This window comes from Neobacillus niacini (assembly GCF_046591715.1).
Taxonomy (GTDB): domain Bacteria; phylum Bacillota; class Bacilli; order Bacillales; family Cytobacillaceae; genus Neobacillus; species Neobacillus niacini_L.
In genome coordinates this window covers 1,047,793-1,060,723 of record NZ_JAWVNQ010000001.1, presented here as the reverse complement: position 1 = coordinate 1,060,723, position 12,931 = coordinate 1,047,793, and the positions used below count along the sequence as shown (strand labels likewise).

General features: G+C 39.6%; 14 protein-coding genes and 1 pseudogene. 1 reads left to right on the top strand and 14 read right to left on the bottom strand.

Annotated elements, in window-relative coordinates:
* Positions 1-41: 41 nt before the first annotated feature.
* From SFC47_RS05145 to SFC47_RS05130, 4 genes are all read right to left on the bottom strand, one after another.
* Positions 42-1,049, bottom strand: a complete 1,008-nt coding sequence (locus SFC47_RS05145; RefSeq protein WP_411253163.1) for an agmatinase family protein — start codon at positions 1,047-1,049, stop codon at positions 42-44.
* Positions 1,021-2,319: an imidazolonepropionase gene (gene hutI, locus SFC47_RS05140; RefSeq protein ID WP_411253162.1), complete on the bottom strand. Its 1,299-nt coding sequence runs from the start codon at positions 2,317-2,319 to the stop codon at positions 1,021-1,023. The genes SFC47_RS05145 and hutI overlap by 29 nt, the downstream gene beginning before the upstream one ends.
* Before the next feature lie 11 nt (positions 2,320-2,330).
* Positions 2,331-4,004 carry a urocanate hydratase gene (gene hutU, locus SFC47_RS05135; protein ID WP_411253161.1) on the bottom strand — a complete coding sequence of 558 codons (1,674 nt, stop codon included), beginning with the start codon at positions 4,002-4,004 and terminating at the stop codon, positions 2,331-2,333.
* 190 nt (positions 4,005-4,194) lie between these two features.
* Positions 4,195-5,679: a helix-turn-helix domain-containing protein gene (locus SFC47_RS05130; RefSeq protein ID WP_411253160.1), complete on the bottom strand. Its 1,485-nt coding sequence runs from the start codon at positions 5,677-5,679 to the stop codon at positions 4,195-4,197.
* Between the two features lie 186 nt (positions 5,680-5,865).
* Here SFC47_RS05130 and SFC47_RS05125 point away from each other — a divergent pair, with 186 nt between their 5' ends.
* Positions 5,866-6,276 carry a VWA-like domain-containing protein gene (locus SFC47_RS05125; protein ID WP_411253159.1) on the top strand — a complete coding sequence of 137 codons (411 nt, stop codon included), beginning with the start codon at positions 5,866-5,868 and terminating at the stop codon, positions 6,274-6,276.
* Positions 6,277-6,446: 170 nt separating this feature from the next.
* Here SFC47_RS05125 and SFC47_RS05120 read toward each other — a convergent pair.
* From SFC47_RS05120 to SFC47_RS05075, 10 genes and pseudogenes are all read right to left on the bottom strand, one after another.
* Positions 6,447-6,728 (bottom strand): annotated as a pseudogene (locus SFC47_RS05120) (gas vesicle protein); the annotation flags it as partial.
* Positions 6,729-6,750: 22 nt separating this feature from the next.
* Positions 6,751-7,014, bottom strand: coding sequence for a gas vesicle protein K (locus SFC47_RS05115; protein WP_411253158.1), 264 nt, complete (start codon positions 7,012-7,014; stop codon positions 6,751-6,753).
* Positions 6,995-7,225 (bottom strand): gas vesicle protein, encoded by a 231-nt coding sequence (locus SFC47_RS05110; RefSeq protein WP_411253157.1) that lies wholly within the window; start codon positions 7,223-7,225, stop codon positions 6,995-6,997. Before SFC47_RS05110 ends, SFC47_RS05115 begins: the two co-directional genes overlap by 20 nt.
* Position 7,226: 1 nt before the next feature.
* Positions 7,227-8,045: a GvpL/GvpF family gas vesicle protein gene (locus SFC47_RS05105; RefSeq protein WP_411253156.1), complete on the bottom strand. Its 819-nt coding sequence runs from the start codon at positions 8,043-8,045 to the stop codon at positions 7,227-7,229.
* A gap of 26 nt (positions 8,046-8,071) precedes the next feature.
* Positions 8,072-8,305 (bottom strand): gas vesicle protein GvpG, encoded by a 234-nt coding sequence (locus SFC47_RS05100; RefSeq protein WP_411253155.1) that lies wholly within the window; start codon positions 8,303-8,305, stop codon positions 8,072-8,074.
* Positions 8,306-8,307: 2 nt separating this feature from the next.
* Positions 8,308-9,060, bottom strand: coding sequence for a GvpL/GvpF family gas vesicle protein (locus SFC47_RS05095; protein ID WP_411253154.1), 753 nt, complete (start codon positions 9,058-9,060; stop codon positions 8,308-8,310).
* Positions 9,057-9,959: a gas vesicle protein GvpN gene (gene gvpN / locus SFC47_RS05090; RefSeq protein WP_411253153.1), complete on the bottom strand. Its 903-nt coding sequence runs from the start codon at positions 9,957-9,959 to the stop codon at positions 9,057-9,059. Before gvpN ends, SFC47_RS05095 begins: the two co-directional genes overlap by 4 nt.
* 91 nt (positions 9,960-10,050) lie before the next feature.
* Complete coding sequence (gvpJ, locus tag SFC47_RS05085; RefSeq protein WP_411253152.1) at positions 10,051-10,287, bottom strand: gas vesicle protein GvpJ; 237 nt, start codon at positions 10,285-10,287, stop codon at positions 10,051-10,053.
* Between the two features lie 269 nt (positions 10,288-10,556).
* A complete protein-coding gene (locus SFC47_RS05080; protein WP_411253151.1) occupies positions 10,557-11,363 on the bottom strand; it encodes a hypothetical protein in 807 nt (268 codons plus the stop codon).
* A gap of 263 nt (positions 11,364-11,626) precedes the next feature.
* The gene (locus SFC47_RS05075) at positions 11,627-12,931 is read right to left on the bottom strand and encodes a UDP-glucose dehydrogenase family protein (RefSeq protein WP_411253150.1); all 1,305 of its coding nucleotides are present in this window, start codon (positions 12,929-12,931) and stop codon (positions 11,627-11,629) included.

Sequence of the window (12,931 nt, the reverse complement as noted above, 5' to 3'; positions counted from 1 at the left end):
GTGCCTGTCACCCTAGCTATCAATTAGATATCAACTACTATCTATCTGCTAGCACTTTGTCGAAGCATGACTCCTGTAAGGAATGTTAGGAATACGTGTGTTCCAAGTTTGACTGTATGCTGGACTTGTGTGTCTTTTTGTGGATCTAGACAGACGATGTCCATTGCTTTTACTTTTGGATGGCGGCCTGCTGCCAGTACCCCTTCTAGCAGTTCTTCTGTTGTCATGCCCCCCGGCGTTGAGGCCGGTACCCCTGGAGCATAGGTAATATCTAACACATCCATGTCGACTGTTACATATATCGTATCAACCTTCGAAGATAAATCATTTAAACATTGGAGAACAGTTTCTTCTACTCCCCTTCTTCTAGCTTTACGCAGAGTAATATAATTGACCCCTTTTTCGTCTGCATACTGTTTTAAATCCTTTGTATTAAAGAACCCATGCAAACCAATATTGTACATATTACTTCCTTCGACCACACCGCTCTCAATTAAATTCCGCATAGGGGTTCCGTTAGAAGGTCCATTATCCGACATATCCCGCAAATCAAAATGAGTGTCGAATTGAAGTATTCCTATTTTTTCTTGCGGCTTTGCCTGATTCATTCCCTTCACCAACATTGCTGTAATGGAGTGGTCTCCGCCAATAGCACACACGAGCGAATTCTGGAAATGTTGATGAATGAGTGCCGAGGCAGCAGTAATATTCTCATGGCACTGAGCAATATCTGTCACATGCATAGGAACATCACCTGCATCTAATGCAGTCATCTCCGACAAATCAACATCATCATCTAAATTGTAAGTAGAAAAGCCCCGCCAAGACCGTCTAAAGGCTTCCGGAAATTCTGAAGCACCCGAAGCACTTATTGAAGAACGGGACAAGGGAACACCGAGGATGACAACCTCGGCGTCCTTTTTTTGTTCAAAGTCAGTTGATGCTGTAATCGGTTGAATCCACTCATGGACCTTAGCTGCTTCACCGTTCCCAGGTCTTACCCATGTAAAACTTGAAGGATTAATTATTGGATAGAGAAAGCTCTTCAAGTAAATGACCTCCTCTGACAACTACCTTTCCAGCCTTCACGACTGTATGTGTATGGTTCACTCCGTATGAGTATTGAAGCTTCATATAATTATCAACATTAAAAATCGTAATATCTGCCTTTTTTCCAACTTCTAAGCTGCCAATTTCTTGCCCTCTATTTATCGCATGTGCAGCATTGATTGTAGCAGCAGTAATTACCTCACTTGGCGTCATCCCCATTTTTAGACAGCCAAGATTCATAATAAATGGCAAAGACACTGTTGGAGAAGATCCAGGGTTACAGTCGGTCGACAATGCAACCGGCACACCTAAATCAATCATTTTTCGTCCATTTGCAGATTCTGCCATTAAAAAGTATGCTGTCCCAGGCAGCAGTACAGCGACCACGCCTTTTTCAGCCATTGCTTTCATCCCATTTTCAGACGCTCTTAATAAATGGTCTGCGGAAATCGCTCCTACATCGGCAGCTAATTCTGCCCCCTCATATGGTTCGATTTCATCCGCATGAATTTTAGGAATCAATCCATGCCGCTTCCCTGCCTCAAGAATCACTTTTGATTGCTGAGGGGTAAATACACCATGCTCACAAAAAACATCATTGAATTCTGCTAATTCAAGCTCCGCTACCTTTGGTATCATTTCATTTATAAGTAGCTCCACAAATTGATCCGGGTTCTCTTTATACTCTTTAGGAACAGCGTGTGCGCCCATAAAGGTAGGAACAACATCGATAACATGCTTTTCATTGAGCAATTTCGCGACTTCCAGCTGTTTAAGCTCCGTTTCCCATTCCATCCCATAGCCGCTTTTCGCTTCTACCGTTGTCACGCCGTGACGCAGGAATTGATTCAAACGTTCAAAGCTTTCTTCAAAAAGCTCTTGATGAGAGGCTGACTTTGTCCTCCTCGTTGTAGCATGAATACCGCCGCCGCTATTCATAATTTCCATGTAGGTGGCACCTTGCAGCCTCATATTAAACTCATTTTCTCTGCTTCCAGCGAAGACAAGATGGGTATGCGGGTCAACAAGTCCAGGTGTCACTAGCTTTCCACCTGCATCCACAATCTCCGCATCCCCAAGCCTATCTTCATATTTTTCAAAAAGAATCTCATCTTTTCCTACAGCACAAATGACTCCGTTCTCAATCCAAACACTTCCATTTTCAATAATACCTAGCTCGGACATCGCTTCCTTTACAAGGGGAGCCTGTGAACTCCCCTGTAGAGTGACGAGTTGCGATGCATTTCTTATAAAAATTGGCTTATTCATCCAATCACCTCTTAATCTTGATTCAGCATTGGCATTTTGATGCCTTTTTCCTTTGCTGTCTTAATCGCTAGTTCATACCCTGCATCCGCGTGACGAACAACACCCATCCCAGGGTCCGTTGTTAACACCCTCTGCAAACGAACTTCTGCATCCTTTGTACCATCTGCCACAATTACCATTCCAGAATGCTGAGAGTAACCCATTCCTACACCGCCGCCATGGTGAAGAGAAACCCAGCTCGCACCGCCGACAGCATTGATCATTGCATTAAGAATTGGCCAGTCACTAACTGCGTCACTTCCATCCTTCATGCCTTCTGTTTCCCGGTTAGGAGATGCAACAGAGCCTGCGTCTAAATGGTCACGCCCAATAACAATCGGCGCCGAAACTTCCCCAGAGGCAACGAGGTCATTAATAATCTTGCCTAAGCGGGCACGGTCTCCATAACCAAGCCAGCAAATTCGAGCCGGAAGCCCTTGGAAGCTGATTTTTTCTTGTGCCATTTTTACCCATTTACATAGGTGCTCATCATCTTTAAATTCACGAAGCAGGACTTCATCAATTTTCCGAATATCCTGAGGGTCTCCTGACAATGCCGCCCAGCGGAAAGGACCTTTTCCTTCACAGAATAACGGACGGATATAAGCTGGCACGAATCCCGGAAAATCAAACGCATTTTCTAAGCCTTCGTCCTTTGCAACTTGACGAATGTTATTACCATAGTCAAAGGTAATCGCGCCTTTTTCCTGCATCTTAAGCATTGCCTTTACATGGATGGCCATGCTTTGTTTTGATAGTTTTACATAGGCAGCTGGGTCTTCCTTTCTGAGCTTAGCTGCTTCTTCTAAGCTATAACCCGCTGGAACATAACCATTTAATGGGTCATGTGCAGAAGTTTGATCAGTTAATACATCCGGGTTAAACCCTTTTTCAATCATAATCGGCAAGAGCTCAGCAGCGTTTCCAATCAAACCGATTGATAAAGCCTTTCCAGCTTTCTTTGCCTCTAATGCAAGATTAATAGCTTCTTCTAAATTGTTTGTTTTCACGTCAAGGTAAGCGGTTTCAATTCTCCGATCCACTCGTGTTTCATCAACATCAATCGCAAGGCATACACCCTCATTCATGGTAACCGCTAATGGCTGCGCCCCGCCCATGCCTCCTAGACCTGCTGTTAATGTAATCGTATTTATCAGTGAACCGTTGAATTCTTGACGTGCAAGCTCAGCGAAAGTTTCATAGGTTCCTTGGACAATGCCCTGTGTTCCAATATAAATCCAGCTGCCCGCTGTCATCTGTCCGTACATCATTAATCCCTTTTTATCAAGTTCGTGGAAATGCTCCCAATTCGCCCAAGCTGGGACTAAATTTGAGTTTGCGAGCAGCACACGAGGGGCGTCCTTATGTGATTTAAAAACGGCTACAGGTTTCCCAGATTGAATTAACAATGTCTCATCATTCTCTAATTCAAGCAGCGATTTTACTATTTTCTCGTAAGATTCCCAATTTCGTGCCGCCTTCCCAATTCCGCCGTATACGACTAAATCCTCTGGCCGCTCTGCTACTTCTTGGTCAAGATTGTTCATTAACATCCTCAGTGCAGCCTCTTGAATCCAGCCTTTCGCATGTAATTCTGTCCCTTTGTAATTCTTGATAACCCTTGATTTCGATGTACTAGTTTCCATATCTATTCACTCCTCTTTGTCCTTTTATCTCTCCTTAATTATAAAAATAAAATCTTCTGAAAAATACAAATCATTCGTTAGAAAAATAGCACAATTTTTCTATACAACTCGTTTATTTTTAGCCTATAACTATATTATTTTTAGAAAAATGTATTTTTTATATAAAAAAATAGACTCAGTATCCTGAGTCTTATCCCTTTTTATTCATTCGATATTCTCGCGGCGAAATTCCAACAACATCTTTAAAGATTCTGCTAAAGTAATTGGGATTATGAAAGCCCACTAACAGAGCTATTTCTTTCACTGGTTTATTGGAATTCAGCAAGTACCTTTTGGCTTCTTTGATTCTTACTCCTGACAGAATGTCTATAAAGCCTCTGCCTGTTTTTGAAATGAGCAGATGACTAAAATAAGATGGATTTCGGTCAACATACTTTGCTACATCCTCTAGCTTTAAATCGCTATTACCGAAATTAGATTCAATAAAGGCGATACCTCTTTCAATTAGGTCTTGTTTGTACATTTGGGGATTTGCGAAAGCCGCTAAAAATAATTTTTGAACAAATAAAATTAAATTTTGAACAGACCGATAGAGTACACTATCATACAAGATGGAATGGAAGATATAGCGGTATTCACTTTCATAGTTTTGCTGTTCATCAAGCTCGCAGGTCTTCATAAATCGTCTTATTTGCGCTAGTATGCTCGTCAGCCTAATTCTAACCAAACCGGGATCTGGATAAGGGTCGTCTAGTTGGAGAAATTCATCGTATAGCCATTTTTTAATACCTTCCATATCATGATTGGAAAGCATGTCCACCCAAATCCTCTGTTCTGGAGGAGCCAAAAAAGGATCAATATGGATCCATTCGGGAGTATACGTAAATTCAACCATCTGACGATAGCCGCGATAGTAGGTAAACTCCAGCATTTTCTCCGTCTCAAGAAATTTTTCATTCAGACTCAGGTGAGGCAACATATTGTTCCGGACTACAATAGCAAGCTTATCAGAAAATTCCTCTTCCCACTTTCTCATTGCCTTTTGACACTGTTCCTTCACATTCTGGCAATTTTCTTTAAATATAAGAATGACCTTATCGTGTAAAAGGAATATCCCATGAAGTTCTTTAAATGTAAATTCTGATAAAAATGAATAAAGAATACCAAGATTTTTTGTATTTTCTATTTTTAAAGCAGCCATATTATAGTCCTCTGAAACGGAGTATTCAGAAATAAACAGAGCTTCATATGACAAGTCTTTATTGTACTGTATGTGTGGAGAAGCCTTTGAATTTTGTTTTTTATTAAGTACTTTTGTAGCTTTTTGATAAAGTGACTTTACCTTGGCGGCAGAAAATGGTTTAATCATTAGCTCTAGGGCTTGAAGATCAATCGCTAATCGGGCCGTTTCAAAGGTAGCCTCTGCACTAGTTAACAGCAAAATAGGCTGATAGATCTGTATGTATTCTCTAAAACTAGACCAGTTATCACTGCTTATCATATCCATTTCTATTAAAATGATATCAGGCAGCTCTTTCTCAAAAGTAACAATAAAGTCTTGAAAATTTGAAGCTAATAGGATGGTGGACACAGGTATGGAGGATGATTTTAACATCCACTTTAATCCCTCTCGTTCATTTAAATCGCGATCTGCAATCAGCCATTTCCCTTCCAAAAAAATCGCTCCTAACTAAAAATAGTGCTACTAATATAATAAAAGTATACATCCTGGAAGATAATCTACAACTATTTTTTTGTTTAAATATCTTATACATAAAATGAATTAATTTTAGTCGAATTCATAGGTTCTTAATGAGCATAATAATTTTTGTGACTATTCAAGAGAGGGGAAAAATCAGGGATGAAATGGCACAAAAATTTACTAAAAATTGTCCAGGACCGTCAAGGCAAAAGGCTGGCATTAGTTGTGGATACCTCTACAAATGAAACAAAAATTGATCTAATCGCAAATATTGTAACCTTTTTTAAAGAGCTGACTCCAGAGACCACACTCGTCCAAGCTGATTTTAAAATACGGACAACAGAGCCCATTACAGAAGGCTCAGAAATAAAGTACCACACACACGGTAAAGCTTCATATACCTTGGCATTAGAATGGGCACAAGAAGAAAATATTGAAACTGTCTTTTATATCACCGATTTAACTGGTTTCCTGCCGGAAGACATGCAGGTTCCTTATGAGGTGTATTGGCTGGTTCCAACCGAATTTGTTCCTAAAGCACCATTTGGAAAGGTAATGAAAATCGTTTAGGAAAAATGACCGGCAAAAAGAGGAGTACAACTCCTCTTTAAAATTGTCATTTATTATGATGAGCTTTCATCCAAAGGAATGGCTGCTGAATTTTGAAAAGAAAAAGACGAGCTCTCTTCATCCGGAATGGTAATGGGCTGCTCCCTCTGTGGAAGTGCTAATGTATTTTTCTCGACAAGCTGTTCTAAACGATTTATTCTTTCGTTTAATTGACTGCGCTCCTTTTCTGCCATTATCCCTTTTGAAGAATAGTATGGATCCTTTTCCCACCAGTCCATTCCTATTTCTCTCGCTTTGTCTACCGAAGCAACCAGCAGTCTAATTTTTATTGTTAACAAATCAACATCAGCTAAAGATATCTTAATATCCCCAGCGATGACGACTCCTTTATCGAGAATTTTTTCAAGAACATCGAGTAAATTCGATGATTGCGGCGGGTGATGTACGGGCATAGTATCACTCCTAATCAGAAAATTAAAGCAGTTTACCTAATGGGCCCAATTCAATATTGAGCTCCTCATTTTCCAACCCAAAAACAAGCTTTAATTCTTCCATTTTTTCTTCAAGTCTCATTAAGGTTAAACCTAATTCTTCTATTTGCTCATCGGTTAATGAATCACTTTCCACTCTCCGCATGGCCTGCCTTTCCATCAGCTGACGGAGAAGTTCAATAATCGTAAGGACTAGTTTCGCCAGTCCTTGCTCGACCTGATTAGAATCAAGTGGTAATCTTTCCATCCTCTAGTACCTCCGCAGCAATTTTTCGTTCATTAGGTCCAAACGCGCTTTCTATCGACGAAATAAGCAATTTTAGATCCACGACAATTAAATCGATATTGGCAACGGATATGACTATTTCTCCGCTCACCACAACTCCTGTATCAATAATTCCATCAAGAAGGTCTAACAGAGTCATTTCTTTATTTTGAAAAAGATGAACCTGTTCCATATTAGTTCTCCTTCGAAAAGTGGTAAGGCGGCCATGGTCCGCTTACTTCAAAGGAACATCCTAATTTTGCAAAATCTTGTTCCAATTCGAGAATTTTATTTAAGAATGGCTCTATATTCCGTTTATCGATTAGGAAATCACAATTTACTATCATATCGTCACTTCGCTCTGTGATTTCCCTTCCCCAATTTTTTCGAAGTCTTGACTCGACGATTAATAACTGTAACACTCGCTCTATCTGATACCACCAGCCAGATTGTTCTTGTTCTACTTGAGATGTAATCACCTGCTTCAGCTTCTTTTTCATAATAAATTGTTTACCCTTTGGCATCGATGCTATTGTTTCTCTAAACTCCTGTACTGCTGGATTATGATTGACAACGTAGGAATAGGCTTGATCATCGTCGCAATAAATTTTCAGATTCATTTCCTGTTTATTTTTCAGCTTATTTAACTTTTCAAGAATACTTTCGTATTGCTCGTTAAGTAAACTTCTTAATTTCTCTTCTTTTTGAAAAATGGTACAAAATGACATCGGGAGGATAGTAAAATACTTATGCATCACGGATATGCACTCATGATGATGATATGCTTTTTCCTTAAGCCATTCAGGGTCTTTTAGTTGTTGATCAATGTTCTCTTGGGAAAAATTCTGGGGATTAACTAGAGTTATGAGTGCTGCTAGTTCATTAACACTTATGACCTTAGTATCTTTTTGGTCAATTCCACAAAAAGAAGGAATTTCTTTATTTTCTAGTTCCTCTCTGGGGATGACGCCATACAAATAGAGAAAATATGTTTCAACCGAGGTATGTGCCATAAAAACCTCCTCCTGTAATCAAAAGATTATAATTGATTTTTTTCTCTCTCCTTAGCTATTTTGTACCGATTAAGTAACTCTTGTTCTCTTTCGATATAAGCCGCTTCTTCCAATTCCTCCATATCATACAACATATGGAGTTCAATCAGCTGTTGTTGAATTAAGTTGAGATCGTAAAGTTCTTGATCTGCCTCTTCCTGGATTTTTTCACCGAGTTTTATAAGTGAACGAATGGGCAAAGAAAATAATTTGAATATCATTTTTACCCATCAATCCTTAACACGATATTTACAAAGTTGTAAGCGGGCCATGGTCCAGTATACTTGAACTCCGCTTTGTCCTTCCAAATTTCATAAAGATCATTTACCTTTTTATCAAAAGCTTCTTCCTTAGTGGTATCAACTAGAAAAGCTGCATTTAACAGTGTCTTACCTGGAATGGTTTTATTCTGCTTTCCCGCTTCTGCAAGTTCTAGCAAGGATTCGAAAATTTCCGCTGCCGCTTTCTCCTCGAGCTGAAGAATGAAATGCTGGGCTTCTTCACCTAGTTGAATTTGATCATAAAAGGAAGCTGGATGAGTATGGTCTTTCTGTTTGGTTTTCCACTCACTTAAGACTGCATTGTTGTTCATCTCTTGTTCAAGCCATACCTTCTTCGGAATCACCTTTAACCCTACTTCCATTTTGTTTTCCAATTGTGAGAACAATTTTTCAAATTCCTCAAATAAATGTTCCATTATTAAAAGAACATCATTTTTCGAGTTAAAAACATTTCCAAAGCTAAAGGGAATGACACTGTATTGTTTCATGACTTCCGAGATTTTTTGCTGATGGGCCATAAGGTTGTTCCGAGTGGGCAAAACCTCACCCTTAACTTTGGAGACTACAACTGCCACATGATGATAGTGGATGGTATATACACCGTTTTTTCTATCATTTAAAGTTACGGTTCCAAATTTCATAGGTTCCTTTTCACGTATTGCACAAAAAATGTACACACCATCTTGTGTACTCATTTTATTTCTTCCCTTCTGAGAATTTCCTTAAGGATTAGTTCCCTTATTTTTATCGGATGCTGTTTCGGAAGAAGTTGAGACATGGGGCGATTTAATACATCCATACAAAGTGCCTGATAGAGGATATTTTCTCGATCAATCTCAATTTTTGATTTTTTTGCAACAGCAGCAATCATTAGTGAAGCCCGCAAACTCGGACAAAATCCATTGCCATATGACCTTAGGCTGGTAACCAGCCTGACTATTTCTTCGGCATCACAGGAATTGAGTCCTGCTTTATGTTTTAGAATTTCTATCTCTGTTTCCTTGTCGCATGAATCTAATTGGATGGTAATTAGACGGTCTAAAAGTGCATCCTGAGTATGGAAGGTTCCTGCATATTCTTCCGGGTTACTGGTAAAGATGATGGAAAACTCAGGATGACATTTAATAAAAGACCCCTTACCATGGCCATAAAGAGGCAGAACTTTTTCCTCTAATAGGGATAAAAATATATTATTCGTTTCCGGGCGGGAACGTGAGAACTCATCATAAATTACGACATGTCCATTTTTTACAGCTTCAATGAGTTGACCTTGTACCCAAACCGGTGTAATTTCTTGTTCTTTCTTAATTACAGTGTGGATGTAGTTATCAATTATTTCTTTTTTCCTTACTCCTGCATAATGCCCTAATAGATCTTTGTTTGATAATTCATGATGACCACGAATTATTGTAACCTTTCTCTTAAGTTGTTTGGCAATATACAAAGCCAAACTTGTTTTTCCTACACCCGTTGGTCCAACAAAATGGATAGGGAATCCAGCTTGCAAATAGCGAAGAGTTCTTGTAATGATGTCTTCAAAAAAAGGTGTGATTACAAACTCACGAGTTCCGCTTATTTCATTTGACGGATTCAAGATTTTTCCTCCTTTGGTTTTATGTTTCGTTAAAAAAAGGAGCCAAGGCACAGTCAAGCCTTGGCTCCTTCGATTTTAATTCAAAACACGACTATGACTCTTCCACAAAATGATGATGATGCTCATCATCCTTAATAAGACCAACCGCTTTTGCATATCTTAACCATGTATCAACACTGGCAATAACAATACGGGCATCAATTGTCAAAAGCTCAATTCCCACTAATGAAACACGAGCCCATAGATCAATAACAACACCCTTATCTAAAATACGGTCAATTACTTCTGCTAAGCTGGAAGAGTCAACACTTTTTTGAATGGCAGCCATCTAATCCCCTCCTTCCATTGACTGCAGCTAAAGAGGGAGTGTTATAATATATTCTCATTTCTTTTCTATGTGACACGCCCTCATCTCTATTACCATCAGTCACCTTCGTTATAAAAAACGATTACTATACTATATGAATTTCTCATTATTTTGAGTGGACAAGTGATTTTATAACTGAGGTTTTTTTAAAAATAAAGATTCAAAGCCAAATAAAAATGAGTCTTCCATTATCGGAGACTCATTTCATTTTTATAGGTTTCTATTGTGATTTATCCGTTTTTTACGATTTTGGATGGATTGTTGACTTTGTATAAGACAGGGGTATCGACGATGAATTCCTCTTCTGCGTCTTTGCCTTTTGCCAATTTCTTTTTGGCTATTTTTCCGTCAAATTCTAGTTGATCTCCAGGTGCCAATTCAAACTTTTTTAGTGTTTTACTGTGGCTGCACCAGGCGAGCCCAATTTCAAGAGGGTGCTCTTGTATCACTTTGACATTTTCTAAAACGACCACTTCATCGTTTTCTTCATTGAATGGGTTGTAGGTTAAAGCAAACTGTTTCACACTCGCTGTAAAGTGAACCTTATCTATTGGCAGCTCAATTTTCGGTTCTTTCTCTTTCTTCGGTTTTGTTGCTTTTGGTTTTTTGGTTTCTGATTTTACTGCCGGTTTTGGTTCAGGTACATCTTCCTTATCCTTGTTTTCGGAAACTTGTTTTGATGCTTTAAATTCCTTTTCCTCTACCTGAAGCATACTTTCCTTACCAAAACTGGAAGCTTGCATTTCCTTTAAAAAGGCCGGGTGAATACAGCTTAAATTACCATCCTGGAATTCAATCACCAGCGTGTTATACTCCTCAGTCTTCCCGTACGTTTCATACCCTTTAATCGTCACTACACGCTGATAATTCCGTTCCTTAAACAAAAACTCACGCTTTGCCTCCTTCGCAGACGAAAGCCCCCACTCCTTCAACTTCTCACGATAATGGTCATCATTCCGAAAACCCTCAAAATCCCCCTTAGGCGGAACATACCGTGTCAAACCACTCCGCTCCATCTGCTCATGCTCAATAGCCATCTTTTCACACCCTCCTATTATATTACTTATTGCGACACCCTGATGACAGCCACTGTCCCCCTGGTGACAGGCTCTGTCCCCCTGGTGACAGGCACCACTCATGTACAAATGTCCGTCTCCAGTGGACAACTTGGTCATCAGAGATCAATTGTTATGTATTTTCATTTACTGCCGTTAATATTGTATCAAAGTTTAGAGTTATTTAAAAAAGCTTAGGCATGATTTTTGTAGTATTTTGTATCTACAACGATCATGCCCATTTGTTAGATGATAATTGGCGGCTTGCCTATCGGATAGTATTCTACTGAAGTACAGTTTCGGATTTTCTCCTCTGCCAGGCAGTTTCTGCCATCAAAGATGATCGGTTCTTTCATTTTCCGTATCATTTCACTTACGTCTATTTCCTTAATTTCTTTCCACTCTGTCACAATCAGGACAGCATCCGCTTCATAAACGGCTTCCTCAACGGAACCCGCATATTTAATAGAATCTCCTATAATTCTTCTTGCGTTTTCCTTCGCAATAGGGTCATAGGCAATGACTTCCGCTCCGTATTTTGTTAAGAGGTTAGCGATCGGGATGGACGGTGCCTCTCTCATATCATCTGTTTCTGGCTTAAAGGCAAGCCCGAGCATTGCGATTTTCTTGCCTTTTAATCCCCCAAACCGCTTCAATGCCTTCGTCACCAGTAGTTCTCGCTGATACTCATTAATCGCTATGGTTTCTTTCAGCAGAGGGAATTTCACTCCATTCACTCCAGCAGTATGCAGTAAGGCTTTGACATCCTTTGGAAAACAAGATCCTCCATAGCCGATACCGGCACTTAAGAACGGTTCACCAATCCTTTTATCCTTACCCATTCCTTTTGCAACATCTGTGACATCGGCACCAACGGCTTCACACAGATTAGCAATTTCATTGATATAACTAATCTTGGTTGCCAAAAACGCATTTGAAGCGTATTTAATCATTTCTGCACTTCGCGTGCTGGTTAGAAGTACAGGAACATTTAACGGCCGGTACATCTCATGAATTTTCCTTGCTGCGTCTACATCCTCCGAACCAATAATGATTCGGTCAGCTTTCAACGTATCTTCAATGGCAGACCCTTGACGGAGAAATTCAGGATTTGAAACCATTTTAACCTTAAAACCACAAGTGTCTTCAATTAATTTTCCAATATAATCATTCGTTCCTACTGGCACCGTACTCTTAATGACTATGATGGATTGCGAAGTTAGATAGGAAGATATATCTTTTGCAGCTTGTACTAAATAAGAGAGGTCTGCTGAGCCATCATCTCCTTGCGGTGTCCCCACGGCAATAATGATGATTTCTGCATCCGCTAACGACTCAGAAAGAGAAGTGGTAAAATTCAGTCTGCCATCGGCCATATTAGAGGTTAGTAAATCCTCTAGTCCTGGCTCATAAATGGGGGAAATCCCCTGCTTCAGCTGGTTGATCTTTTGTTCCATAATATCCATACATGTAACATGGTGACCGATTTGCGATAAACAAACTCCCGTTGACAGCCCTACATAACCTGTCCCTAAAACAGTAATTTTCAT

What these genes read in the sequence shown, in the direction of transcription:
- hutI (WP_411253162.1), bottom strand. Translation starts at nt 2,319, where the DNA reads ATGAATAAGCCAATTTTTATAAGAAATGCATCGCAACTCGTCACTCTA.
- hutU (WP_411253161.1), bottom strand. Translation starts at nt 4,004, where the DNA reads ATGGAAACTAGTACATCGAAATCAAGGGTTATCAAGAATTACAAAGGG.
- SFC47_RS05125 (WP_411253159.1), top strand. Translation starts at nt 5,866, where the DNA reads ATGAAATGGCACAAAAATTTACTAAAAATTGTCCAGGACCGTCAAGGC.
- SFC47_RS05115 (WP_411253158.1), bottom strand. Translation starts at nt 7,014, where the DNA reads ATGGAAAGATTACCACTTGATTCTAATCAGGTCGAGCAAGGACTGGCG.
- SFC47_RS05110 (WP_411253157.1), bottom strand. Translation starts at nt 7,225, where the DNA reads ATGGAACAGGTTCATCTTTTTCAAAATAAAGAAATGACTCTGTTAGAC.
- SFC47_RS05105 (WP_411253156.1), bottom strand. Translation starts at nt 8,045, where the DNA reads ATGGCACATACCTCGGTTGAAACATATTTTCTCTATTTGTATGGCGTC.
- SFC47_RS05100 (WP_411253155.1), bottom strand. Translation starts at nt 8,305, where the DNA reads ATGATATTCAAATTATTTTCTTTGCCCATTCGTTCACTTATAAAACTC.
- SFC47_RS05095 (WP_411253154.1), bottom strand. Translation starts at nt 9,060, where the DNA reads ATGAGTACACAAGATGGTGTGTACATTTTTTGTGCAATACGTGAAAAG.
- gvpJ (WP_411253152.1), bottom strand. Translation starts at nt 10,287, where the DNA reads ATGGCTGCCATTCAAAAAAGTGTTGACTCTTCCAGCTTAGCAGAAGTA.
- SFC47_RS05080 (WP_411253151.1), bottom strand. Translation starts at nt 11,363, where the DNA reads ATGGCTATTGAGCATGAGCAGATGGAGCGGAGTGGTTTGACACGGTAT.
- SFC47_RS05075 (WP_411253150.1), bottom strand. Translation starts at nt 12,931, where the DNA reads ATGAAAATTACTGTTTTAGGGACAGGTTATGTAGGGCTGTCAACGGGA.